General features: G+C 66.1%; 25 protein-coding genes. 17 read left to right on the forward strand and 8 right to left on the reverse strand.

The window, feature by feature from the left end; all coding sequences use genetic code 11:
• The first annotated feature begins 112 nt into the window (after positions 1-112).
• From FBY36_RS11610 to FBY36_RS11630, 5 genes are read left to right on the forward strand one after another with little or no spacing between them, the layout of a single operon-like run.
• Positions 113-562, forward strand: coding sequence for an Asp23/Gls24 family envelope stress response protein (locus FBY36_RS11610; RefSeq protein WP_142119534.1), 450 nt, complete (start codon positions 113-115; stop codon positions 560-562).
• The gene (locus FBY36_RS11615) at positions 559-750 is read left to right on the forward strand and encodes a hypothetical protein (RefSeq protein ID WP_142119536.1); all 192 of its coding nucleotides are present in this window, start codon (positions 559-561) and stop codon (positions 748-750) included. The genes FBY36_RS11610 and FBY36_RS11615 overlap by 4 nt, the downstream gene beginning before the upstream one ends.
• Complete coding sequence (locus tag FBY36_RS11620) at positions 747-1,127, forward strand: hypothetical protein (protein ID WP_142119538.1); 381 nt, start codon at positions 747-749, stop codon at positions 1,125-1,127. Before FBY36_RS11615 ends, FBY36_RS11620 begins: the two co-directional genes overlap by 4 nt.
• Positions 1,124-1,762, forward strand: a complete 639-nt coding sequence (locus FBY36_RS11625; protein ID WP_142119541.1) for a hypothetical protein — start codon at positions 1,124-1,126, stop codon at positions 1,760-1,762. Before FBY36_RS11620 ends, FBY36_RS11625 begins: the two co-directional genes overlap by 4 nt.
• Positions 1,759-2,370 carry a hypothetical protein gene (locus FBY36_RS11630; protein ID WP_142119543.1) on the forward strand — a complete coding sequence of 204 codons (612 nt, stop codon included), beginning with the start codon at positions 1,759-1,761 and terminating at the stop codon, positions 2,368-2,370. Before FBY36_RS11625 ends, FBY36_RS11630 begins: the two co-directional genes overlap by 4 nt.
• A 13-nt stretch (positions 2,371-2,383) precedes the next feature.
• On the opposite strand, the gene FBY36_RS11635 is transcribed toward FBY36_RS11630, so the two are convergent.
• Complete coding sequence (locus FBY36_RS11635; RefSeq protein WP_142119544.1) at positions 2,384-4,189, reverse strand: glycoside hydrolase family 13 protein; 1,806 nt, start codon at positions 4,187-4,189, stop codon at positions 2,384-2,386.
• A 140-nt stretch (positions 4,190-4,329) separates the two neighbouring features.
• On the opposite strand from FBY36_RS11635, the gene FBY36_RS11640 reads away from it, so the two are divergent.
• The 5 genes from FBY36_RS11640 to FBY36_RS11660 all read left to right on the forward strand — a co-directional run bounded on the left by FBY36_RS11640 (position 4,330) and on the right by FBY36_RS11660 (position 8,999).
• The gene (locus FBY36_RS11640) at positions 4,330-5,619 is read left to right on the forward strand and encodes an ABC transporter substrate-binding protein (protein ID WP_142119546.1); all 1,290 of its coding nucleotides are present in this window, start codon (positions 4,330-4,332) and stop codon (positions 5,617-5,619) included.
• A gap of 7 nt (positions 5,620-5,626) precedes the next feature.
• The gene (locus tag FBY36_RS11645) at positions 5,627-6,664 is read left to right on the forward strand and encodes a carbohydrate ABC transporter permease (RefSeq protein WP_142119548.1); all 1,038 of its coding nucleotides are present in this window, start codon (positions 5,627-5,629) and stop codon (positions 6,662-6,664) included.
• On the forward strand, positions 6,661-7,560 hold the full coding sequence (locus tag FBY36_RS11650; RefSeq protein ID WP_142119550.1) for a carbohydrate ABC transporter permease: 900 nt from the start codon (positions 6,661-6,663) through the stop codon (positions 7,558-7,560). Before FBY36_RS11645 ends, FBY36_RS11650 begins: the two co-directional genes overlap by 4 nt.
• A complete protein-coding gene (locus tag FBY36_RS11655; protein ID WP_142119552.1) occupies positions 7,557-7,805 on the forward strand; it encodes a hypothetical protein in 249 nt (82 codons plus the stop codon). The genes FBY36_RS11650 and FBY36_RS11655 overlap by 4 nt, the downstream gene beginning before the upstream one ends.
• A 141-nt stretch (positions 7,806-7,946) precedes the next feature.
• A complete protein-coding gene (locus FBY36_RS11660; protein ID WP_142119554.1) occupies positions 7,947-8,999 on the forward strand; it encodes a LacI family DNA-binding transcriptional regulator in 1,053 nt (350 codons plus the stop codon).
• Positions 9,000-9,021: 22 nt separating this feature from the next.
• On the opposite strand, the gene FBY36_RS11665 is transcribed toward FBY36_RS11660, so the two are convergent.
• Entirely contained in the window at positions 9,022-9,912 is an 891-nt protein-coding gene (locus FBY36_RS11665; protein WP_142119556.1) for a hypothetical protein, read from the reverse strand.
• Between the two features lie 34 nt (positions 9,913-9,946).
• Positions 9,947-10,753: an exodeoxyribonuclease III gene (locus FBY36_RS11670; protein ID WP_142119558.1), complete on the reverse strand. Its 807-nt coding sequence runs from the start codon at positions 10,751-10,753 to the stop codon at positions 9,947-9,949.
• Between the two features lie 160 nt (positions 10,754-10,913).
• Here FBY36_RS11670 and FBY36_RS11675 point away from each other — a divergent pair, with 160 nt between their 5' ends.
• The 5 genes from FBY36_RS11675 (at position 10,914) to FBY36_RS11695 (ending at position 15,826) form a co-directional block, all read left to right on the forward strand.
• A complete protein-coding gene (locus FBY36_RS11675) occupies positions 10,914-12,074 on the forward strand; it encodes an enoyl-CoA hydratase/isomerase family protein (RefSeq protein WP_142119560.1) in 1,161 nt (386 codons plus the stop codon).
• Positions 12,067-13,104: a 3-hydroxyisobutyrate dehydrogenase gene (mmsB, locus tag FBY36_RS11680; RefSeq protein ID WP_142119562.1), complete on the forward strand. Its 1,038-nt coding sequence runs from the start codon at positions 12,067-12,069 to the stop codon at positions 13,102-13,104. The genes FBY36_RS11675 and mmsB overlap by 8 nt, the downstream gene beginning before the upstream one ends.
• Positions 13,101-13,877 carry an enoyl-CoA hydratase gene (locus FBY36_RS11685; protein WP_142119564.1) on the forward strand — a complete coding sequence of 259 codons (777 nt, stop codon included), beginning with the start codon at positions 13,101-13,103 and terminating at the stop codon, positions 13,875-13,877. Before mmsB ends, FBY36_RS11685 begins: the two co-directional genes overlap by 4 nt.
• 141 nt (positions 13,878-14,018) lie before the next feature.
• Complete coding sequence (locus tag FBY36_RS11690; RefSeq protein ID WP_142119566.1) at positions 14,019-14,696, forward strand: DedA family protein; 678 nt, start codon at positions 14,019-14,021, stop codon at positions 14,694-14,696.
• A 155-nt stretch (positions 14,697-14,851) separates the two neighbouring features.
• Positions 14,852-15,826 (forward strand): SDR family oxidoreductase, encoded by a 975-nt coding sequence (locus FBY36_RS11695; RefSeq protein ID WP_142119568.1) that lies wholly within the window; start codon positions 14,852-14,854, stop codon positions 15,824-15,826.
• Between the two features lie 25 nt (positions 15,827-15,851).
• Here the strand turns inward: FBY36_RS11695 and FBY36_RS11700 are convergent, their stop codons facing one another.
• The 5 genes from FBY36_RS11700 to FBY36_RS11720 all read right to left on the reverse strand — a co-directional run bounded on the left by FBY36_RS11700 (position 15,852) and on the right by FBY36_RS11720 (position 19,381).
• Positions 15,852-16,637 (reverse strand): MerR family transcriptional regulator, encoded by a 786-nt coding sequence (locus FBY36_RS11700; protein WP_142119570.1) that lies wholly within the window; start codon positions 16,635-16,637, stop codon positions 15,852-15,854.
• A gap of 68 nt (positions 16,638-16,705) precedes the next feature.
• Positions 16,706-17,041 (reverse strand): hypothetical protein, encoded by a 336-nt coding sequence (locus FBY36_RS11705; protein WP_142119572.1) that lies wholly within the window; start codon positions 17,039-17,041, stop codon positions 16,706-16,708.
• A gap of 149 nt (positions 17,042-17,190) precedes the next feature.
• A complete protein-coding gene (locus FBY36_RS11710) occupies positions 17,191-17,394 on the reverse strand; it encodes a cold-shock protein (RefSeq protein ID WP_013599688.1) in 204 nt (67 codons plus the stop codon).
• A 131-nt stretch (positions 17,395-17,525) separates the two neighbouring features.
• Positions 17,526-18,152 (reverse strand): response regulator, encoded by a 627-nt coding sequence (locus FBY36_RS11715; RefSeq protein ID WP_142119574.1) that lies wholly within the window; start codon positions 18,150-18,152, stop codon positions 17,526-17,528.
• Entirely contained in the window at positions 18,149-19,381 is a 1,233-nt protein-coding gene (locus tag FBY36_RS11720; RefSeq protein ID WP_142119576.1) for a sensor histidine kinase, read from the reverse strand. The genes FBY36_RS11715 and FBY36_RS11720 overlap by 4 nt, the downstream gene beginning before the upstream one ends.
• Positions 19,382-19,577: 196 nt before the next feature.
• On the opposite strand from FBY36_RS11720, the gene FBY36_RS11725 reads away from it, so the two are divergent.
• On the forward strand, positions 19,578-20,162 hold the full coding sequence (locus FBY36_RS11725; RefSeq protein ID WP_142119578.1) for a GlcG/HbpS family heme-binding protein: 585 nt from the start codon (positions 19,578-19,580) through the stop codon (positions 20,160-20,162).
• A gap of 9 nt (positions 20,163-20,171) precedes the next feature.
• On the forward strand, positions 20,172-20,888 hold the full coding sequence (locus FBY36_RS11730) for an ankyrin repeat domain-containing protein (RefSeq protein ID WP_235008806.1): 717 nt from the start codon (positions 20,172-20,174) through the stop codon (positions 20,886-20,888).
• Positions 20,889-20,983 lie beyond the last annotated feature (95 nt).

Consider the following 20,983-nt stretch of genomic DNA (forward strand, 5'->3'; position numbering starts at 1 on the left):
CGGGTTGTTCCCCGCCGGGACGTCCCAATTCCCTGGCGGCGGCCCGCGGACTTTCCAGCCCATCTGCCGCGGGCTGGGGATAGGGTGGAAACAACAGAAGGGGGAGTGCCTGATGGAATACCAGAACCCACAACCCGTGGTGCCAAACCGTCCCGTCGCAAGCCCGGCGCAGGGTCCGGGCCGGACGGTAATTTCAGAGACTGCCGTGGCAAAGGTGGCGGGAATCGCCGCGCGTTCGGTTCCCGGCGTCTACTCCCTGGGTTCGGGCCCGTCCCGTGCCCTGGGCGCCATCCGCGACGCTGTGGGAAGTTCCGACCACGCTGCCGGCGTCCACGCGGAAGTGGGCGAAACGCAGGTAGCTGTTGATATCACCCTGGTGGCAAGTTACGGCACACCGCTTCATGCACTTGCCAATGATGTCCGGGCCGCTGTTTACCGCGCCGTCGAGGAACTGGTGGGGCTGCAGGTCATCGAAGTAAATGTGGAGATCACAGACGTCTACGTGCCGCCGCCGGTCAAGACCACGGCGCCCGCTGCACCTGAACGGGAGGCGCTGCTGTGAACCTCACCGTTGCGGGCACCGCTATGGGCGCCTTCGTGGCCTTCATGTCCCTGCAGTTCGGCCTGTGGGGCTTCCTTGTCTCCCTGCTTTTCATGGCCATCGGAGCGCTCCTGGGCCGTGCCGCCGAAGGGAAGCTTGACCTGCGCGGCGTGTTCGATGCCGTCACCGGCCGGCGCTCGTCCTCATGAGCTCGCCCGCGCCCGTTGTGCGTGGGCAGGCGCTCAGCGGCCATAACCGGATCAGCACCCAGGCCCTGACAAGCCTTGCCAGAGCTGCCGCGGCCCAGGCCCTCGGCGTGGACGCCGAGGACGTGCGGGCGGACTGGACGGACGACGACGGCCTGCTGGCTTTGTCCCTCGTCAGCCCCATCAGCGTCCCGCCGTTGCAGTCCGTGGTACTGGATCCGGCAAGGGTGGAGGCGTTCGGCGGGTCCATCTGGGACCGCACTGTCAGGGCCAAGGCAAGCATCCTGGCCACGGTCTCGGCATTAAGCGGTTCCCGGCTGAGCCGTGTGGACATCCGCATCAGCGGGGCAAGGATCAGCACAGGAGGACGGGTGCAGTGAGCAGCACAGTGGAAGACCGCCGGGCGGACAGCGCACAGGGCAGAAGCAATGGGCCGGACATGCGCAGGATCGTCCACCGCGAGACCCATTCCGCGCGGGCCGCGGTGTCCGTTGTTGCCGCTGTCCTAGTCCTGGTGCTGGCCGCATACGGTGTCCTCGAATCGGGAGTCCACGCCGTGGGTCAGCCGGCCTGGCTGATTGAGCCCCAGGTGGCGGCCCAGCGCATCGTGGATCTTCCTGCCGGAACCTCACCGCTGTTGCTTGCCGCGCTCGGTGCAGTGCTGGCAATGGTGGGCCTGATCTTCCTTCTTAACGGCATCCTCCCGGGAAAGCGGGCCCGCCATCTCCTCACCGGCGCACGTGGGGAGAGGCTCCCGGCCGTGGTGGTGGACGACGAGGTAATAGCGTCCTCCCTCGCCCGCCGCGCCAGGCTCGCCGCCAACGTCACTCCCGAACAGGTCATGGTGGTGGTTTCCCAGCGGCAGGTGCTGGTCAACGTCCGGCCCACCTCCGGTGTTCCCGTGGACCAGGACAGGGTGCTTGAAGCCGTCCGCGACGAACTGGACCAGATGCTGCTGGAACCTGCACCGGTTCCCCGCGTCAATGTCACTGCTTCCGGGGTGATCGGAGCATGAACAGCACGCCCGCGCTGCTCAACCGCATCCTGCTCACCGTGCTGGGCCTGATCCTGCTGGGGGTGGGCGTCCTTCTGGTGCTGCTGGCCACCCTTCCTCCGGTGGCTTCCTGGTGGCACTCCTGGTCCGCCGGGGCGTGGAGCGGCATTAACCGGCTCTTCGACTCGACCCGGTTCCCCGGCCGGCCGGAAAGCTGGCTGTGGATCGTGGCCGCACTGGCGCTCCTGGCACTGATGGGGCTGATGGTTGCCTGGATTGCGCAGCAAGGAAAAGGGCGGTCAAACCTGCTGGCCGCCGAATACGATCCCGGCGACACCCCGGGCGATGTCCGGATTGGCGGCGGGGTAGCGGAGCAGGCGTTGCGGCAGGCCCTCGAGGGACGGCCGGACCTTGCCGGTGCAACCGTGACCACCTACGACGTGAAAGGTTCGCTGGCGTTGAAGGTACGCCTGCTGCCGCGCCAAGGGGTGGCCCCACACCTGCTCGCAGCCGAGGTCGCTGGGCTGCTGGCCGCCCTGGAAACTGTCGTGGGCAAGGAGACCCCCGTCCTCATCCACATCGGGGCAGGGGCGCGGACCCGCTTCGGCCGCGCCGAGCGGGTCCGCTGAAGCCTTTTTGCCGCTACACCCTCTGCAGGTACACGGTGCAGTCCACGGGGACCTCCCGCATTCCGGCCCAGTCTTCGGCAGGTCCAGGGCCGCTGGACAGCACCACGGCGTAACCTTCGGGCACGGGGGCTGAGGCGAAGCCCATGTTGGACAGCACCACCACCTGGCCGTTCCGGAAGGCCAGCAGCCCGCTGTCCGGCGCGTGCCCGTCAGTCCACTCCACGCTGCCGCGGCCCAGCTGCCGGGCTGACCTGAAGGCCAGCGCGGCCCGGTATAGCTCCAGCGTTGAGCCCTCCTCGCCGTCCTGCTGGTCGGCGGCCAGGGGACCGAAACTTTCCGGCTGGGGGAGCCACGGTGCGGGAACGTCCCCGGACAGATCTTCAGAGAAACCGAAACCGGGTTGGTCCGCAGCCCACGGCAGCGGGACGCGGCAGCCGTCCCGGCCGATCTCGGCACCCTGGGTGCGGAAAAAGGTTGGGTCCTGCCTGGCGGAGTCGGGAAGGGTCGTGTGCTCCGGAAGGCCCAGTTCCTCGCCCTGGTAAAGGTAGGCCGACCCCGGAAGAGCCAGCGCAACCAGCGTGGCCGCCCGTGCCCGGGCAAGGCCCAGGGCCGGATCGGGTTGTTCGTCTCCAGCGCCGATGCCCTTGGGGAACGTGGTGGGATCCTTAAGCCCAAAGCGCGTGCTGTGCCGGACTGTGTCGTGGTTGCTGAGGACCCAGGTGCATGGCGCCCCCACGGATGCTGCCGCTGCCAGGGATGCCTCGATGGCCTCAGCCATGCGTTCGGCGTCCCAACCGGCCAGCAGGAAATCGAAGTTGAAGGCCTGCTGCATCTCATCGGGCCGGACATACCTGGCCAGCCGCTCGGCCGGTTCCACCCAGGCCTCGGCCACCATCATCCGGTCCCCGCCGTATTCTGCCAGGACCCGGTTCCAGTCGCGGTAGATGGCATGGACGCCGTCCTGGTCGAAGAACGGTGACGGCGGATACATCGGGGAGACAGCCCGGTGCGGTTCCTCGGCGTCGGTGTGGGCGTGTGGAGCATCGCCGGGCAAGTGGCTCTCCCGGCGCAGAGCGGAAGTTCCTTCCACCATCGCAGCTGCTCCCTCCCAATCCGGAAGTCCTGCCTCCTTGACCAGGCCGTGGGCAACGTCCACACGGAAGCCGTCCGCGCCGCGGTCCAGCCAGAAGCGCAGTACCGAACGCATCTCCTCGTGTACTTCCGGGTTCTCCCAGTTCAGGTCCGGCTGCTTGGTGTCGAAGAGGTGCAGGTACCACTGGCCGGGAGATCCGTCCGCCCCGGTCACGCGGCTCCAGGCGGGCCCGCCAAAAATGGATGTCCAGTTGTTGGGTGCCCGCCTTCCGTCACCGGATCCCGGCACCTCATCCTTGCCTTCGCGGAAGATGTAGCGGTCACGTGCAGGACTTCCCGGCGCTGCCGCCAGCGCTTCCCGGAACCAGGCATGCTCGTCCGAAGTGTGGTTGGGCACCAAGTCAACGATGACCTTCAGTCCGCGGCGGTGAGCTTCCTGCAACATGGCGTCGAAGTCCGCCAGCGAACCGAATAGCGGGTCCACCTGCCGGTAGTCCGCAACGTCGTAGCCGCCGTCGGCCTGCGGCGACTTATAGAACGGCGACAGCCAGATGGCGTCCACGCCCAGCCCTTCGAGATAGGGTAGCCGGTCCCGGACGCCGCGCAGGTCGCCCATTCCATCACCGTTGCCGTCGGCAAAGGAGCGGGGGTAGATCTGGTAGACAACGGCGTCGGCCCACCAGGGTGATGGTGTTGGGCGGGGCGCCGGAACGGATGTATCGGGCATTTGGTTCCCCTCTGGTAACTTTTTGATGTAAACGCTTGCATTCCCGGCAGCAACCTTACTAGTGTGATGGTCACCACATCAACCTCACCTAGCAAGCGCACTGTCGACTTACTTGTCACTCAGCGAGGAGCTTCAAGCTAATGAAAACCCCGAGATTCCTGCTTCCGGCTGCCACTGCCGGCATTCTGGCCCTTACGTTGTCCGCCTGCGGCGGTGGAGGTGGAGGTGGCACCACGGGCGGTGGTGGCAGCGATGCTGACGCCAACCTCGACGGCCGCGGCCCCATCACCTACGTCCAGGGCAAGGACAACAACAATGTTGTGCGCCCCTTCATTGAGAAGTGGAACGCGGCGCACCCTGATGAAAAGGTCACGTTCAAAGAGCAGACCGACCAGGCCGACCAGCAGCACGACGACCTCGTCCAGCATTTCCAGGCCAAGCAGTCCGACTATGACGTGGTCAGCGTCGACGTTGTGTGGACGGCCGAGTTTGCAGCCAAGGGGTGGCTGCAGCCGCTGAAGGACAAGATGGCCATCGACACTTCCAAGATGCTCAAGGCGCCGGTGGAAGCAGCATCCTATAAGGGCACGCTCTACGCTGCACCCAAGGATTCCGACGGCGGCATCCTCTTCTACCGCAAGGACCTGGTCCCCAACCCGCCCAAGACCTGGGACGAGATGATGGGAATGTGCTCCATCGCCAAGCAGAACAACATGGGCTGCTATGCGGGGCAGTACAGCAAGTATGAGGGCCTCACGGTGAATGCTTCCGAGGCCATCAACTCTGCCGGCGGTTCCGTCCTGGGCAAGGACGGCAAGCCGAACCTGAACACGCCGGAAGCCAAGGCCGGCCTGGAGAACCTGGCCAAGGCATACGCGGACGGCAACATCCCCAAGGAAGCCATCACCTTCAAGGAAGAGGACAGCCGCCAGGCTTTCCAGAGCGGCAAGCTGCTGTTCCTGCGCAACTGGCCCTACGTCTACAGCCTGATGAGCACTGAAGGCTCGTCTGCCGTAAAGGACAAGTTCGGCATGGCGCCCCTGCCAGGCAAGAATGGCCCCGGTGCTTCCGCCCTTGGCGGGCATAACGCAGCCATCAGTGTGTATTCCAAGAACAAGGCCACGGCCTTGGATTTCATCAAGTTCATCGAGACCGAGGAAAACCAGAAGTTCTTTGCGAACCAGGCCTCGCTTGCTCCGATCCTGACGTCACTGTACGAAGACCAGGCACTCGTGGCCAAGCTGCCTTATCTGTCTGTTCTCCAGACCTCGATCCAGAACGCAGTACCGCGTCCCGTGACGCCGTTCTACCCGGCAGTCACCAAGGCAATCCAAGAGAACGCATACCCGGCCATCAAGGGAGAAAAGTCAGTGGAAAGCGCGCTTACTGATATGCAGAAGTCCATCGAATCCGCTGGTGCGGGACAGTAGTTCTGCCATGGCAACCGAACTAGGCCCGACGCCGGTTAAGAAGCCGGCGTCGGGCGGTACCCCCGTCCATCAGGCGCCCAAGGGCGTAGGGGAGGACAATAGGATTGCAAGCCAGGGCCGGTGGGCATCCTGGCTCCTGGCCCCCACCATCGTCGCGCTGGGCGTAGTGATCATTTACCCCATCATCAGCGCCATCGTCATGTCCTTCCAGAAGGACGCCGGCCTGGATCCCGCCACCGGCCTCTTCACCGCCGGCGGCTCGGCGGGCATCCAGAACTACGTGAACTGGCTGGCGCAGCAGTGCTCGGCGCCGGGCGGCGGAACCGTAGCCTGCCCGCCGGGCACACTGGGCGGCCAGTTCTGGTCCGCCACCGCCACCACGTTCTTCTTCACGATCGTGACGGTAACGCTGGAGACCGTCCTGGGCTTCTGGATGGCCATGATCATGGCCCGCACGTTCCGCGGACGCAGCCTGGTCCGTGCCGCCGTACTGGTGCCCTGGGCCATCCCCACGGCCGTGACGGCCAAGCTGTGGTTCTTTATCTTCGCCTTCGAAGGCATTGCCAACAAGCTGTTCAACACCACCATCCTGTGGACAGGCAGTGAGTGGCCTGCCAAATGGGCTGTCATCATCGCGGACGTCTGGAAGACCACGCCGTTCATGGCACTGCTGATCCTGGCCGGCCTGCAGATGATTCCGGCGGAAGTCTACGAAGCAGCGAAAGTGGACGGCACCACTGCCTGGCAGCGGTTCCGCCTGATCACCCTGCCGCTGGTCAAGCCGGCGCTGATGGTGGCAATCCTGTTCCGTACCCTGGACGCACTGCGCATGTTCGACCTGCCCTACATCCTCACCGGCGGTGCGAACAACACCACCACCTTGTCCATCCTGGTGATTAACCAGATCAGGCAAGGGTTCAATTCGGCCGCCGCGCTGTCCACCATCACCTTCATCATCATCTTCCTCGTCGCCTTCATCTTCGTCCGCTTCCTCGGCGCCAACGTGGTTGAGCAGAGCGGCGCCACCGGAAAGGGGAAGAAATGACCACGGCAACAGCAGACGCCTCTGCCCTGCGGGCACGGCAGGACAAGGGCCGCAAAACTGCGCAGAACCGCGAGAAGTGGGCGCAGGGGCGCACCTACATCAGCGCCGCCGTCATCCTGATCTGGTGCCTGGCGCCGGCGTACTGGATGGTAGTCACGGCGTTCCGTGAGGTGGGCTTCACCTACGACACCTCGATCCTGCCCACCCACGTAACCCTGGACAACTTCAATACAGCCTTTGATACGTCCTTCGGCAACAGGTTCGGCCAGGCACTGCTGAACAGTGTTTTCATCGGCGGGGTGGTTACGGCCATCTCGCTGCTGATCGGCGTATTCGCGGCCTACGCCTTGGCCCGGCTGAACTTCCGGGGCAAGTTCCTGGTACTCGGCTTCATCCTGGGAGCGTCCATGTTCCCCGGCGTCGCCCTGATCACCCCGCTCTTCCAGCTTTTCACCAACATCGGCTGGATGGGCAGCTACCAGGCTCTGATCATCCCCAACATCTCCTTCGTCCTCCCGCTGACGGTCTACACCATGACCTCGTTCTTCCGGGAAATGCCGTGGGAACTGGAGGAATCGGCGCGCGTTGACGGCTGCACCCAGGGCCAGGCCTTCCGCAAGGTCATCATGCCCCTGGCAGCACCGGCGATCTTCACCACGGCCATCCTGGCCTTCATTTCCTCATGGAATGAGTTCCTGATCGCCAGCCAGCTGTCCAGCGACGCAACCCAGCCGGTGACGGTGGCCATCGCCAACTTCGCCGGTGCCCAGCCCAACCAGATCCCGTACACGGCCATCATGGCCGCGGGCACCATCGTCACCATCCCGCTGGTGATCCTGGTGCTGGTGTTCCAGCGCAAGATTGTCGCCGGCCTGACCGCTGGTGCAGTCAAGTGACACACAACGGTTCCCGCCCCCGCACAACGGGGGCGGGAAACCGCAGCAAGCTGGTCCGCTCGGGCGAGGACTTCGACATCATCATCGGCTTCCTTGCGTTCTGGGCACTGGTCCTCCTGGTGGCCACCGTGTGGATGGAAGTCACGGCCCAACCCGCCCTCGGCTGGGCCCTGGGCCTATTGGCAACACTGCTGGCGCTGTACGGAATGATTCGGCTGCGCCGAAAGCTTCCCGCCCGCAGATAGGGCGGACGGCGGCGGCTCCACGCTGCTGTCATCTTTGCCCGGGTTATCACCGCCTGGCCGCAGAGTGGGAAGATTCATGGCCGGGGGTAAACGCAGGGCTATCCGGCCCTACGCCGAAAAGGAGTTAAAGAGGGGGACACGGTGGCACGGACAACGGAAAGGTCCCAGCGGGGCGGCCATAACGGTGTCAGCATCGAGGACGTGGCGGCAGCCGCCGGAGTCTCAACAGCCACTGTCTCCCGTGCCGTCCGCGGACTGCCACGGGTCTCGCCGGCCACCCGGGAAAAGATCCTGGAGGTGGCCGGGAACCTGGGCTACGTCGCCTCCTCCTCCGCCTCCGGATTGGCCACGGGCCGGACCAAGACCATCGGCGTACTGGCTCCGTTCGTCAGCCGCTGGTTCTTCTCCAAAGCCATCGAGGGCGCTGACCGGGAGCTGCATGCCCGGCACTACAACCTCTCCCTCTTCAACCTCGGCGGTCACGGCAGCAACCGTGAACGGCTCTTCAGCAAGACCATGGTCTACAAGCAAATCGATGCCCTGCTGGTGTTGTGTATGGCGCTCAGCCACGAAGAGATCGAGCACCTGCAGAAGATTGACATCCCGCTGGTTGTTGTTGGCGGCCATGTTGAGGAATGCCCCTACATCGGGATCGACGATTACGCCGCCGCCTCCACCGCCGTCAGGCACCTGATCGACCTGGGCCACCGGGACATTGCCCTGCTGCATGGCGACGACGAGACCGACCTGAACTTCGACGTCCCCCGGGTGCGCATCCTGGCGTTCCAGGACGTAATGGCCGCAGCCGGGCTGCCCACCCGGCCGGAATGGGACGAGTGGGGGGACTTCACCGTGCGCAGCGGCCAGGAGGCCTTCCGCCGCCTGTGGTCCCGTCCCGGCCAAAAGCCCACAGCAATCTTCTGCGCCTCGGACGAGATGGCCATGGGCGTCATCTTCGAGGCCAACCGCGTCGGCGTCAACGTGCCCGGCGAACTGTCAGTGGTGGGCATCGACAACCACGACTTCGCCGACGCCATGGGCCTGACCACAGTTGGGCAACGCCCCGACGAGCAGGCTGAGCTGGCCACCAAGATGCTGCTTGACGAACTGGACGGTGAGACCGGAGCTGTCCATTCCACCGTCGCGCCCCATGAGCTGATCATCCGGCGCACCACCGCACCCCCAAAGAACTGAAGCGCCAGGAACTGACGACGGGTCAGGACGCGCGGGCCAGCTGCCGGATGGGGATCCAGCGGGAGGCGAGCCTGCGGTAGGCCGCCGCGGCCCCGGTCATGTCACCCTCCGCGAGGCACTCGATGCCCAGCCGGATGTCCATGGGCGATTCGTCAGGGTAGACCTTGTCCGCCACGGCCCCGTAGTCCAGTTCCACCATGGAGTTCACGTGGAACTGCTCAAGCCATTCCGTCAGCTGCGCCAGGTCATCAAGCATGTCCAGGTCCGGGGCGGCGAGTGCCAGGTTGGCCACCGCGTAGCGGGCCCGCTCCAGGGCATCGGTGATGGGTGCCCAGACCCGCACGGTGAGAATCCGTCCCGCGGCTTCAACCACATCCTTGCGGTCCGATTCCATGAACAGTGAGAACCAGCTGAATGGGATTCCCCAGGTGGATGCCCTGGTGTGCACCCGGATTGATCCGTCCCGGGCCTTCACTTGGTCAATCCGCTCCTGGTGCCGGTCACGCTGCTCCTCCGGGATCAGCAGCTCGGCCAGCGGGCCGTGGATTCCCTCCATCAGGGCGTTGGCCGCCAGCCCGGCGCGGAGGACCAACTGGCTGGGGCAGTAGAGGAGGACAGGCTCGGTGTCCGCGGCAGCACCGTCGTCGAACGTTCCGCCATCCGGGGCCGGCACGGTGGTGACGCGCACCAGGTCCGTGCGCCCCGTGGGGAAGGGGTCGCCACCGGAGCGGGTGATGCGCCCCAGCGAGGCCAGCAGCTCAGCGTTTTCGACGGCGGCACGCGACATGGCATGAGCCCCGGCTGCCTGGATGGCCGGGCGTTGTTCCTCCGGGAAGGCTTCCAGGGGTTCGTAGACGCGCAGGGTTGAGGAAAAAGGCAGGCCGGCCTGGCCCCGGTAGAGGTTTCCCGTCATGACGGTCTCCTTGAATGGGTCCAGGTTGCAGTCATCAGTCCGCCAGTTCCACCAGCACGGGAGCGTGGTCTGAGGCGCCCTTGCCCTTGCGTTCCTCGCGGTCGATCGAGGCGCCGGTGACGCGTGCGGCAAGGGCGGGGGAGGCCAGGATGAAGTCGATCCGCATGCCTTCCTTCTTGGGGAACCGCAGCTGTGTGTAGTCCCAGTACGTGTAGACGCCGGGGCCGGGGGTGTAGGGGCGCACAACATCGGTGTAGCCGGCTGCTTCGAAGGCGTGGAACGCCTCGCGCTCTGACGGGCTGACGTGCGTGGCCCGGTTCCTGATGAACAGGTCGATGTCCCAGACGTCATCGTCGAAGGGGGCGATGTTCCAGTCGCCCATCAACGCCACCTGCGCCTGCGGGTTGTCCGTGACCAGCGACTGGGCGTGCGTCTTGAGGCTTTCCAGCCACTTGAGCTTGTACGGCATGTGCTCGTCGTCAAGGGACCGGCCGTTGGGGACGTAAAGGCTCCAAATGCGGATACCGCCGCAGGTGGCAGCCATGGCCCGGGCTTCCTGCACGGGATCCTTGCCCGCCTTGCCGAAGGAAGGCTGGTCCAGGAACGTCCGCTCCACGTCCTCAAGGCCCACGCGGGAGGCGATGGCGACGCCGTTCCACTGGTTCACCCCGAAGTGGGCCACCTCGTAGCCCATCCGTTCAAAGAGCTCCCACGGGAAGTTGTCGTCCTTGCACTTGGTCTCCTGGATCGCCAGGACGTCGCAGTCGTTGCGCTGGAGCCAGGCTTCAACGCGGTCGGCGCGGGCACGGAGCGAATTCACATTCCAGGTAGCTATCTTCACGGTTCCTAACTTACCTTGGCGGCCGCACGCCGGGTAAAGCCTGGGCGCGCCGGCACCCGCGATCCGCCGCGGTTGGTTCCCGGCAGGAAGGGACGGGTATATTCGCAACAGAATGACCTGGATCACGCATCCGGCCACCATGCGAAGGAGCACCCCGCCGATGACCGAAGCCAAGGACAGCACAACGGACAGCGCGGCAGGGAACGGCGGCGCCGACGTACTTTTTGAATGCCGCGGCCGGCTGGGCGTGATCACCCTCAATCGGCCACGCGCCGTCAACGCACTCACCGCCGGCATGGTGGACCTGCTCCTGCGGCAGCTCACCGCGTGGGCAGGGGAGGACGACGTGGCTGCCGTCCTGGTGCAGGGCGCCGGGGAGCGGGGCCTGTGCGCGGGCGGAGACATCGTGGCCATCTACCAGGACATGCTGCACGGCGGAAACGGAACGGCTCATTTCTGGCAGACCGAATACCGCGTGAACTCGTTGATTGCCCGCTACCCCAAGCCGTACGTGGCCCTCATGGACGGGCTGGTCCTGGGCGGCGGGGTGGGGATTTCGGCGCACGGGAACGTCCGAGTGGTCACCGAGCGGACCAGGATGGGGATGCCGGAAACCACCATTGGCTTTGCGCCCGACGTCGGCGGGACCTTCCTCCTTGCACGTGCACCAGGCGAATCCGGAACCCATGCCGGCCTGACAGGAGCACACTTGGGAGCGGGGGATGCCTTGTTCCTGGGCCTTGCGGACCATTATGTCCCATCGGACGCGCTGCCCCGCCTCGTGGCTGCGCTGGAGCATGAAAGTCCGGACGCCGCCGTCGGCCGCTTTGCCGAACAGCCCCCGGCCTCGGTACTGGCCGGGCAGCGGGACTGGATCGATGCCTGCTACGCCTCCGACGACGCAGGGGAAATCGTCGCCCGGCTCCGGTCCTGGACCGGGCCGGGGCAGCAGGAAGCCCTTGAAGCCGCTGCCGCGATCGAAGCGAAGTCGCCTACCTCGGTCAAGGTCACCCTGGCGTCCCTGCGCCGCGCCGCGGCCATGACCCTGGACGAAACCCTGGCCCAGGAGTACCGGGCGGGCATCCGCTTCCTTGCCGGCCCTGATTTCCGTGAAGGAATCCGCGCCCAAGTGGTGGACAAGGACAGGAACCCGCAATGGAGACCCGGCACGCTGGCAGAGGTGCTTCCCCGCCACGTGGACAGGTTCTTTGAGCCCCTGGACGGCGGGGAACTGGATTTGCATCCACAGACTGGACCGCACTCCCTGCCTGAACTGGACTCGCGGCCTGACGTGCAGGTAAAGGAGGCCGGCCATGCCTGAAAAGAGCAGTGTAGCCTTCCTGGGCCTTGGACACATGGGCGGTCCCATGGCCCTGAACCTGGTCCGCGCCGGTTACCGGGTGGCTGGCTTTGATGTGGTGCCCGAAGCCCTCCAAGCGGCCCGCGCCCTGGGTATTCCGGTGGCAGGGAACGCCCTGGATGCGGTTGACGGTGCCGACGTGGTCCTCACCATGTTTCCCAGCGGCCGCCACGTCCTGGATGCCTACCTGGGCGGCCCTGACGGACCCGGGCTGCTGGGTGCGGCGTCCCTTGGAACGATGTTCCTTGACTGCTCCACCATCAATGTGGACGAGGCCCGGGAGGCCGCCCGGCTGGCCATTGAGGCCGGCCACCGTTCGATTGATGCCCCCGTTTCCGGCGGCGTGGTGGGGGCTGAGGCGGGCACGTTGACGTTCATGGCCGGCGGCGAAGGGGCTGATTTTGAGGCTGTGTTGCCGCTCCTGGAGGTCATGGGCAAGCGGGTGGTGCATTGCGGCGGACATGGAGCCGGCCAGGCTGCCAAGATCTGCAACAACCTCATCCTGGGCGTCTCCATGATCGCGGTCAGCGAGGCTTTCGTGCTCGGTGAAGAGCTGGGCCTGACCCACCAGGCCCTGTTCGACGTCGCATCCGCCGCCTCCGGCCAGTGCTGGGCGCTGACCACCAACTGCCCGGTCCCCGGACCGGTTCCCACCAGCCCTGCCAACAGGGACTACCAGCCAGGCTTCGCCGCAGCGCTCATGGCCAAGGACCTTAATCTCGCCGTCAACGCCCTGGACAGCACGGGGGTGGCGGGAGAGATGGGAGCGCTGGCCGCCCGCATCTACGGTAGGTTTGCCGCGGAAGGCGGGGCCGGCCGCGACTTCTCGGCCATCATCACGGACATCCGCGATTCATCCAGGCGCCATGCCCCTGGACAGCATGGCCCGGGGCAGCACGACGGCGGGGACCCGGTGGGGGAGCGCGCCGGCACCCAGTTGCCGGACCGGCGCCGCACTACAACAGCACACGACGACGGGAGCCCCGAATGACGGAGTACGCCAATATTCTGGTGGAGCAGCAGGGGAGGGTGGGGCTGGTGACCCTCAACAGGCCCTCTGCATTAAATGCGCTGAACAAGGCCACCATGGAGGAGTTTGTCGCGGCCGTGACCGCCATGGATTCCGATCCTGGAATCGGGGCCGTGGTGATCACCGGCTCCGGCAAGGCCTTCGCAGCGGGAGCCGACATCAAGGAGATGGCGGACCAGGGCTACATGGACATGTACACGGCGGACTGGTTCCGGGGCTGGGAGGACTTCACGCGGCTGCGCATTCCCACCATCGCGGCGGTGTCCGGGTTTGCCCTGGGCGGCGGCTGCGAACTGGCCATGATGTGCGACCTCATCATCGCTGGAGACAACGCCAAATTCGGGCAGCCGGAGATTAACCTTGGCGTGCTTCCCGGCATGGGCGGCTCGCAGCGGCTCACCCGTGCAATAGGCAAGGCAAAGGCGATGGATCTGATCCTGACCGGCAGGTTCATCGGCGCGGAGGAAGCGGACCGGTGCGGCCTGGTGTCCCGGGTTGTGCCGGCCGAGGACGTGATGAGTGAGGCCATCAAGGCCGCAGAAGTGATCGCGTCCAAGTCCAAACCGGTCACCATGGCGGCGAAAGAGGCGGTCAACGCCGCCTTCGAAACCGGGCTGGCCCAGGGGGTGGTGTTCGAACGGCGGCTGTTCCACTCCCTGTTCGCCTCCGAGGACCAGAAGGAAGGCATGGCGGCGTTCACGGGAAAGCGCCAACCGGAATTCAAGCACCGGTAACCCCGGTGCCGTTGCCGGTGCGCTGTCCGGCCGGCTGCCCGGTCGGCCGAATGCACCCGCACGGCACGCCGCCGACGGCCCGTAAGGTAGAGAAGACGGGCCGCTGCGCGGCCAAGGCATGCAGGCGGATGGGATGGGCGTATGTGGACAATCATGACCGGTGCAGCCAGCCCCACAGAGGGACTCACTGGAATCGTCGGCTTCGCGGCGAGGGCCATCGACACCCTCGGTGAGTGGGGCGTTGGCGGGTTTACACTTGCCGAAACGGTGGTGCCTCCCATCCCCAGCGAGGTGATCCTCCCCTTGGCGGGCTACCTCGCCAAACAGGGCTCCCTGAACCTCATCCTCGTCTTCGCCACCAGCACCCTCGGCGCATACCTGGGCGCGCTGCTGCTCTATTGGCTCGGCGCCAAACTGGGGCTCGAACGGTCCATCCGGTGGTTGTCCAAACTGCCCTTGGTTGACCGCGAAGACTTCGAGCACGCGGCAGGCTGGTTCCGCCGCCACGGCAGGTCATCCATCTTCTTTGGCCGCCTGTTGCCCGGCGTCCGCAGCCTCATTTCGCTGCCCGCCGGGGCGGCGGCCATGCCGCTGGCCACCTTCAGCCTCTTCACGCTTGCCGGGAGCGGGCTGTGGAATGGCGCCCTCATCGGCCTCGGCTACCTCCTGGGCACCCAGTACCGGCTCATCGAGGAGTACTCCCGCTTCCTGAACTACGCCGTCTACGCCGCACTGGCCGTTGCCGTGGTGTTGCTCGTCATCCGCCGGACCAGGCGGGCTAAGCAGGCCAAGGCTGACCGGGCCGGCGCCAGCCGCTGACTACCAGCCACCCAGTCCCTGCCACAGCAAGCTTCCCGCGCTGGAAACCGGGCCGCCGGAACCTTGTCCCGGAGCGTGCCTCCCGATACCATCGCACTGGTAAGCATACTTAGTGTTTTTGTTGGCGCCCCCAAGGAGCGCGGGACGGAGGCGGCATGCGGGTCAAGAAAGCAGTCGTGGTCATCACCGGAGCGTCAAGTGGCATCGGCCGTGCCGCGGCGCTCGAATTCGCGAACAAAAGTGCCCGCCTGGTCCTTGCCGCCCGCAGCGCCGGTGCGCTGGAAAGCCTGGTGCACGAGGTGCGGAAGCGGGGAGGAAAGGCCGTCGCGGTCCCCACGGATGTGACGGACGCCGAAAACATGGACGCCCTGGCGGCCCGTGCAGTGGAGGAGTTCGGGCACCTCGACGTATGGGTGAACAACGCCGCCATCGGCCTCTTCGGCCGGATCACTGACGTTCCCCTGGCGGACCTTCGGCGCGTCCTGGACGTAAACATCGGTGGATACGTCAACGGAGCACGGGCCGCCCTGCCGCGGTTCCGGGCCCAGGGTTCCGGAGTCCTGATCAACGTCGGATCCATTGTGGGTGAGGTCTCCCAGCCCTACACCGCGGCCTACTCCATGTCCAAGGCTGCGGTCCGTGCCCTCAGCGTGAGCATCCGTTCCGAGCTGCAGCTGGACGGCATCCGGAAGGTGAAGGTCTGCACCGTTTTGCCGGCGGCCATTGACACTCCTTTCTTTCAGCACGCCGCCAATTACACGGGACGAAAAGTGGTGGCCATGCCGCCGGTCTACACCCCGGAACGGGTGGCCCGAACCATCGTCAGCCTTGCAGCCAAACCACGCCGCGAAGCCGTGGTGGGTCCTGCCGGCCGGCTGCTGGTCCTTCAGCACAAGGTCACGCCGGCAAAAGTGGAGGCGGCCATGGCGGTGCAGGTGGAGAAAACCCACTTGTCGCGGAAGAAGCCTGCCGCGGCCTCGACGGGAACCCTCTATGAGCCATCGGGCCATACGCGCAAAGCCGCGGTCAGCGGTGGCTGGAACGGCGGACGGCGGACGGGGCGGCGCAGGATGGTTGCTGCCACGGCGGCGGCCGGGGCTGCCGCCGTGCTGTGGAAGCGCAGCCGCTGACACTGACGCCGCCGCAGCCTCCGCCCTAGAGGGACTTCTCCACGAAACTGCGAAGCGCAGCCCGGACGAAGCCAGCCCCTTCCACTCCGCCGTAATTGGCGGCGAAGCGGGGGTCGTCCACGTACATGTCGGCCAGCCCCAGCACATATGCCTTGGTGCTGCCGGAGTGGTCGGCTGCGGGAGTACCGGGAATGGACTTCAGCCACTCGACGTGCCGGGCTGCCAGCTCGCGGGCTTCCGGACCGTCCGCAGCAACTCCGGAGCGGGCTGCAGCCTGCCAGTCCCGGCCAAGAGCCTCCACCCTGGACTTCCATTCCCGCTTTTCGTCCGCCGGCATGCCGCGCCACCACGCGTCGGATGTTGCGTAGGCGTCCTTGCCCCACCGTTGCTCCACCTCCTCCTTGTACTGGGTGTGGTCGAAGCCCTCGAACATGTCCTCTGCCATCAGTTGGCCTCCTGCCCTTACTGTTTCGATTGTTTGCCGCACCGACCGGATTTGCCGTGCCAGCCGCTGCTGCTCCTGGCCAAGCCACTCGAGATGGCGGGTGAGCGCGGTGACCGGATCGGCCTGGCGGTGGAAGACGTCCGCGATGGCCGGCAGGCCCAGCCCCAGCTCCCGCAGCAAGAGAATGCGCTGGAGCTGAAGGAGGGCGGCGCCGTCGTAATAGCGGTAACCGTTGTTGCCCACCCGGCTGGGCTTCAGCAACCCGATGTCGTCATAGTGGCGCAGCGTGCGGCTGGTGGTGCCGGCAATCCTGGCGACGTCCTGGATGGACCAGTCCCTTCCGCCCGTTGCGGGGATTTCTTCCATGCTCCGAGCCTAGGGTTTGACGTTGCGTCAAGGTCAAGGCCAAAGTCGTGGTTAAGGGAGCCGGGCTGTCAGCGCGCCTGAGGCCTGCGCGGAGAGCGCCGCCGGGCCTGGGCCACCAGCCTCGTGAAAGCGAAGACGAAGACAGCCTCGAACACCAGCATGAGCCCGGTCAGCAGCCACTGCTGCCGGCTGATGAAGACGATGCATCCGGTCAGGGCCAATATGGTTCCCAGCGCCAGCGCGTAAACCGCAAAACCGACGGCCACCTTGGCGCTGCGTACCCCAGTGCGGAAGCCAAAACCGTGCGGCTCCCCACCGGGTTGGCCCGGCACACGGTCCGGCGCCGCGGGTCCAAGGGCGTCAAACTCGTCCCAAGGATCCCTGTCCTGGTCCTGTCCGGTCATGGATCAATTATCCCAAAGAGAAAACCGAGGTGCGCTGAACCACAAAATCAGCGGCACCCAAATCAGCAGCCCACAAAACAGCGGCCCCTCCACCTGGGTGGAGGGGCCGCTGGATGGGGTCCCGGCAGTTGCCGGAGGCCGCCGAAGACTTAGAGCGGGCGGATGTTCTCTGCCTGCGGACCCTTGGGGCCCTGGGTCACATCGAATTCGACCTTCTGGTTCTCGTCCAGGGAGCGGTATCCGCTGGAGGCGATTGCCGAGTAGTGGGCGAAAACGTCAGCGGACCCGTCATCGGGGGCAATGAAGCCAAAACCCTTTTCGGCGTTGAACCATTTAACTGTGCCTGTTGCCATGGCTGCATTCCTTCATGTGACTCTGATTCTCTCCCCGGGTTATCCGCCCAGAGTTGCGGAGAACGTCCCCCGCAGTCCCCAACGTACGGGTCCCGGCGCCGTGGTGCAAGGGTAATGGCCATAAAGCGCCGTTACCGCATCCCCTCGCGCCGGATTGCAGTGGCAATCGCGGCCGCCCGGGTGTCCACTCCGAGCTTGGCGTAGATGTGCGCCAGGTGGGTTTTGACGGTGGCCTCGGAGATGAAGAGCCGCCGCCCGAGTTCGCGGTTGCTTAGCCCCTCCGTGAGCAGACTGAGCAGTTCGGCCTCCCGGGGTGTGAGGACCTCGTCCGGGTTGCGCAGCTGCTGGAACAGCCGCGAGGCCACCGGCGGGCTCATGACACTCCTGCCCTGTACGGCGCCCCGGATGGCGGCAAAAATCTCTTCCGGGGCGGCATCCTTCAAGAGGTAACCCATGGCCCCGGAGTCCACTGCCCGGACAATATCGGCATCTGAGTCGTAGGTGGTGAAAACCAGGATCGCCTGCCGGCTGTTGAGGTCCCGGATCCGCCTGATGGCTTCGATTCCATCCATGCCCGGGCCCATGGCAAGGTCCATCACCACCACCGCCGGGGAGTGGGCGCGCACCAGCTCCAACGCCTCACCGCCCGATGCTGCCTCGGCTACGACCTCCATGTCAGGCTGCGTTCCCAACAACGCGCGTAGTCCGCTCCGAACCACCAGGTGGTCGTCCACCAGCAGGACTGTAATGCCGCTCATTTACCGCCCTCCAACGGCAGTTGCGCCGCCACGATGGTCCCCTCACCGGGAGCGCTTTGCACCGAGAAAACGCCACTCAGCTGCTCCACCCGCTGCCGCATGGCCCGCAGGCCGTACCCTCCGGCGGCCGACGGCGGAACTGCCGCCGCAGGGTCAAAGCCGGTACCGTCGTCGTAAATGTCCAAGGTGACGGCGTCCGGAAGGAAGCCCACCGTCAGGGCAGCGACCGAAGCTGAAGCATGCTGCGCGATGTTGGAGGCCGCGCTTTGCACCACCCGCAGCAGGGCGTGCCGGACCTCCGGCGGGACCGCCACCGGCCCGCCCGTCACCGTGAGGGTGGCTCCCGGCACATACTGCCTGGCGGCAAGCAGCAGCGCCTCCGGCAACGGCGTCGATTCCAGCCCGGGGGAGGCAAGCTCGTGGACCAGGCTCCGGGTTTCCGCCAGGTTGATGCGGAGCAGGTCAGTGGCCTGATGAAGATCCTCCCGGGCTGCGGCGCCCGGCCACGCGCGGCCCGCGGCTTCGAGCAGGAGCAGGCTGCTGGCGAGTCCCTGGGTCACGGTGTCGTGGATTTCACGGGACACCCGCTCCCGCTCGGCGGTGGTGCCCGCACGGCGTTCACTGGCTGCCAGCTGGCCCTGGGCAAGCGAAACCTCCGCGTGCAGGCGGCGCTGCTCCTCGGCGTCGTGCTCTATGCGGTCGTAGATGAGCGTCAGCATGATGCCCACCGCCACAGGTCCCAGCAGCATGGCCACGTCTGTGCCGTTGCCCAGCCGGAACAGTCCGGCGGCGGTCGCCAGGGTGATGGTACCCGCCAGGATGTAGGACGCGGCACCGCGCAGCGCACTCCTGCACAGGAAGAACAGGGCAAAGGAACACCACGCGAAGCTCGGTGCTGCCACCACCAGGACCGCCCAGACCGCCACCAGCGCAACCATCCAGGGGGCAGGATGCCGGTCCCGCAGCGGGAGCAGGGCCACGACGGCGTACAGCAGGCAGGCGGCGGCGGCGAGTCCCAGGACCATGAGGTTGTCCGCCGGCGAGTGCCTCAGGACGTACCGCACCACCGATGCCACCAGGAGCACTGCGAAGCCGAGATGGACTGCGGCCTCGATGCTGCCCAGGCGTTCCTTCGGGGTGGGTGCCGCCGGACGGGACCCGGTGGTGTTGCCGTCAGCAGCAACGGCGGCTGCGGCGCCGGTGGTTGGGGTGGTATCTCTGCCAGGCATGCGGGGTCCGGATCTCATGGTGGGATTCACTGCCTTCCATGCTAGGGCTCCGGGGCCGTCCGATCCCTCAACCTTTTGGCTGATACGGCTGGCCTTTCGGGCCAGCCAGGGACAGACGAACGCCCGATGCCGCGCCAACCGTGGCCCGGAAGGATGGAAACCGGCAACGAAGACCACCCAACCCAAGGAATGCATCATGAAGAAGTCCCACAAAGTACTCGCCGCGGCAGCAGCCGGAGCAATCCTGGTGACGGCGGGAGGCACCGCAGCCGCCAACGCCGGTACTGGCCGTGTCAGCGGCTCTGAAGCACCCGCCGTCGTACCAGCCGTAGATGTCCAGCCGGCGCCGGAGACGGTGGTGCAGCAGAACCGCATCTCTGCCACAGCTTCCGCCCAGGCTGTCTCAGCGGCGCTCGCCAAGTGCCAGGCGGACAAACTGCCGTTCGTCACCGTTGCACTCGTTGACCGCTTTGGCACCGTCCAGGCACTGCTGCGGGGAGACAACGCCGCCGCCCACACCATCGAGGCCGCCAAGCAAAAGGCCTACACCGCCGCAGCTTTCGGCACCCCCACCAGCGAGCTGGCCAAGCGCGTCAACGGCAACGGCCCCTCGATCGCGGACCTGCCAGGCACCCTGTTCCTGGCGGGCGGTGTCCCGCTGAAGGTCAACGGCGTTTCCGTGGCTGGCATCGGTGTGGGCGGCGCGCCCGACGGTGCCCTGGACGAAGCCTGCGCCACCGCCGGCGCCGAGGCCATCGCCGCTGCCGGAACTGCAAAGTAGGCTGCGCTTATGGGGCGGAACCGCACTGGGGCATTCATCATGACCGGCATGGGCATGGCCATGTTCCTGGCCGGGTGCCAGGCCAATCCAGGTAAACCTCAAGAAGTGGACTCTCCGCCGCCCGTCGTCTCTGTCAGTCCCGGTGGCCCGGACACCGCCTCGCCATCAGGTGGCCGCGCTTCCTCCGAGCCGGCTCCCGCCACAGCCACTGCTGCCCTTTCAGCCGCTGAACAGGCGCAGCTCGACCAGGACTTGATCAAGGCAGCGAAGGCCAACAACGCACCCTTGGTGGCCCAACTCATCAGCCGCGGAGGGAACGTCAACGCCAAGGACTCCATCCAGGATTCGGCGTTCCTGTACGCCGGTGCCGAAGGCTTCAATGAGGTGCTGCAGCTCACGCTGGCCGCCGGGGCGGACGTGGCCGCCACTAACCGCTACGGCGGCACCGCCCTGATCCCCGCCAGCGAGCACGGGCACGTGGAGACGGCCAGGATGCTCATTGCCGCCGGCGTCCCCGTCAACCACGTGAACAACCTGGGCTGGACGGCCATGCAGGAGGCCGTGCTGCTCAACAACGGCGGCCCCCGCCAGCAGGAGGTGGTGCGGCTCCTCCTGGAAGCCGGGGCGGACCCGGCCATCCGCGATCCGGAAGGGCGGACGGCCCTGCAGAACGCGGAGCGGCTCGGTTTCAAGGAGCTCGCGGCGGTGATCCGGGGCGCCGCCTAACGTGTCCGGACCCCATCGGCCGTCGTGGGGCACTTTGGCACGGACACGCCGTCGTTATTGCCCAGAAGGGCCGCTGGCGGCGCCAAAGTGCCCGA

Origin of the sequence: Arthrobacter sp. SLBN-122 (assembly GCF_006715165.1) — a bacterium.
Classification (GTDB): domain Bacteria; phylum Actinomycetota; class Actinomycetes; order Actinomycetales; family Micrococcaceae; genus Arthrobacter.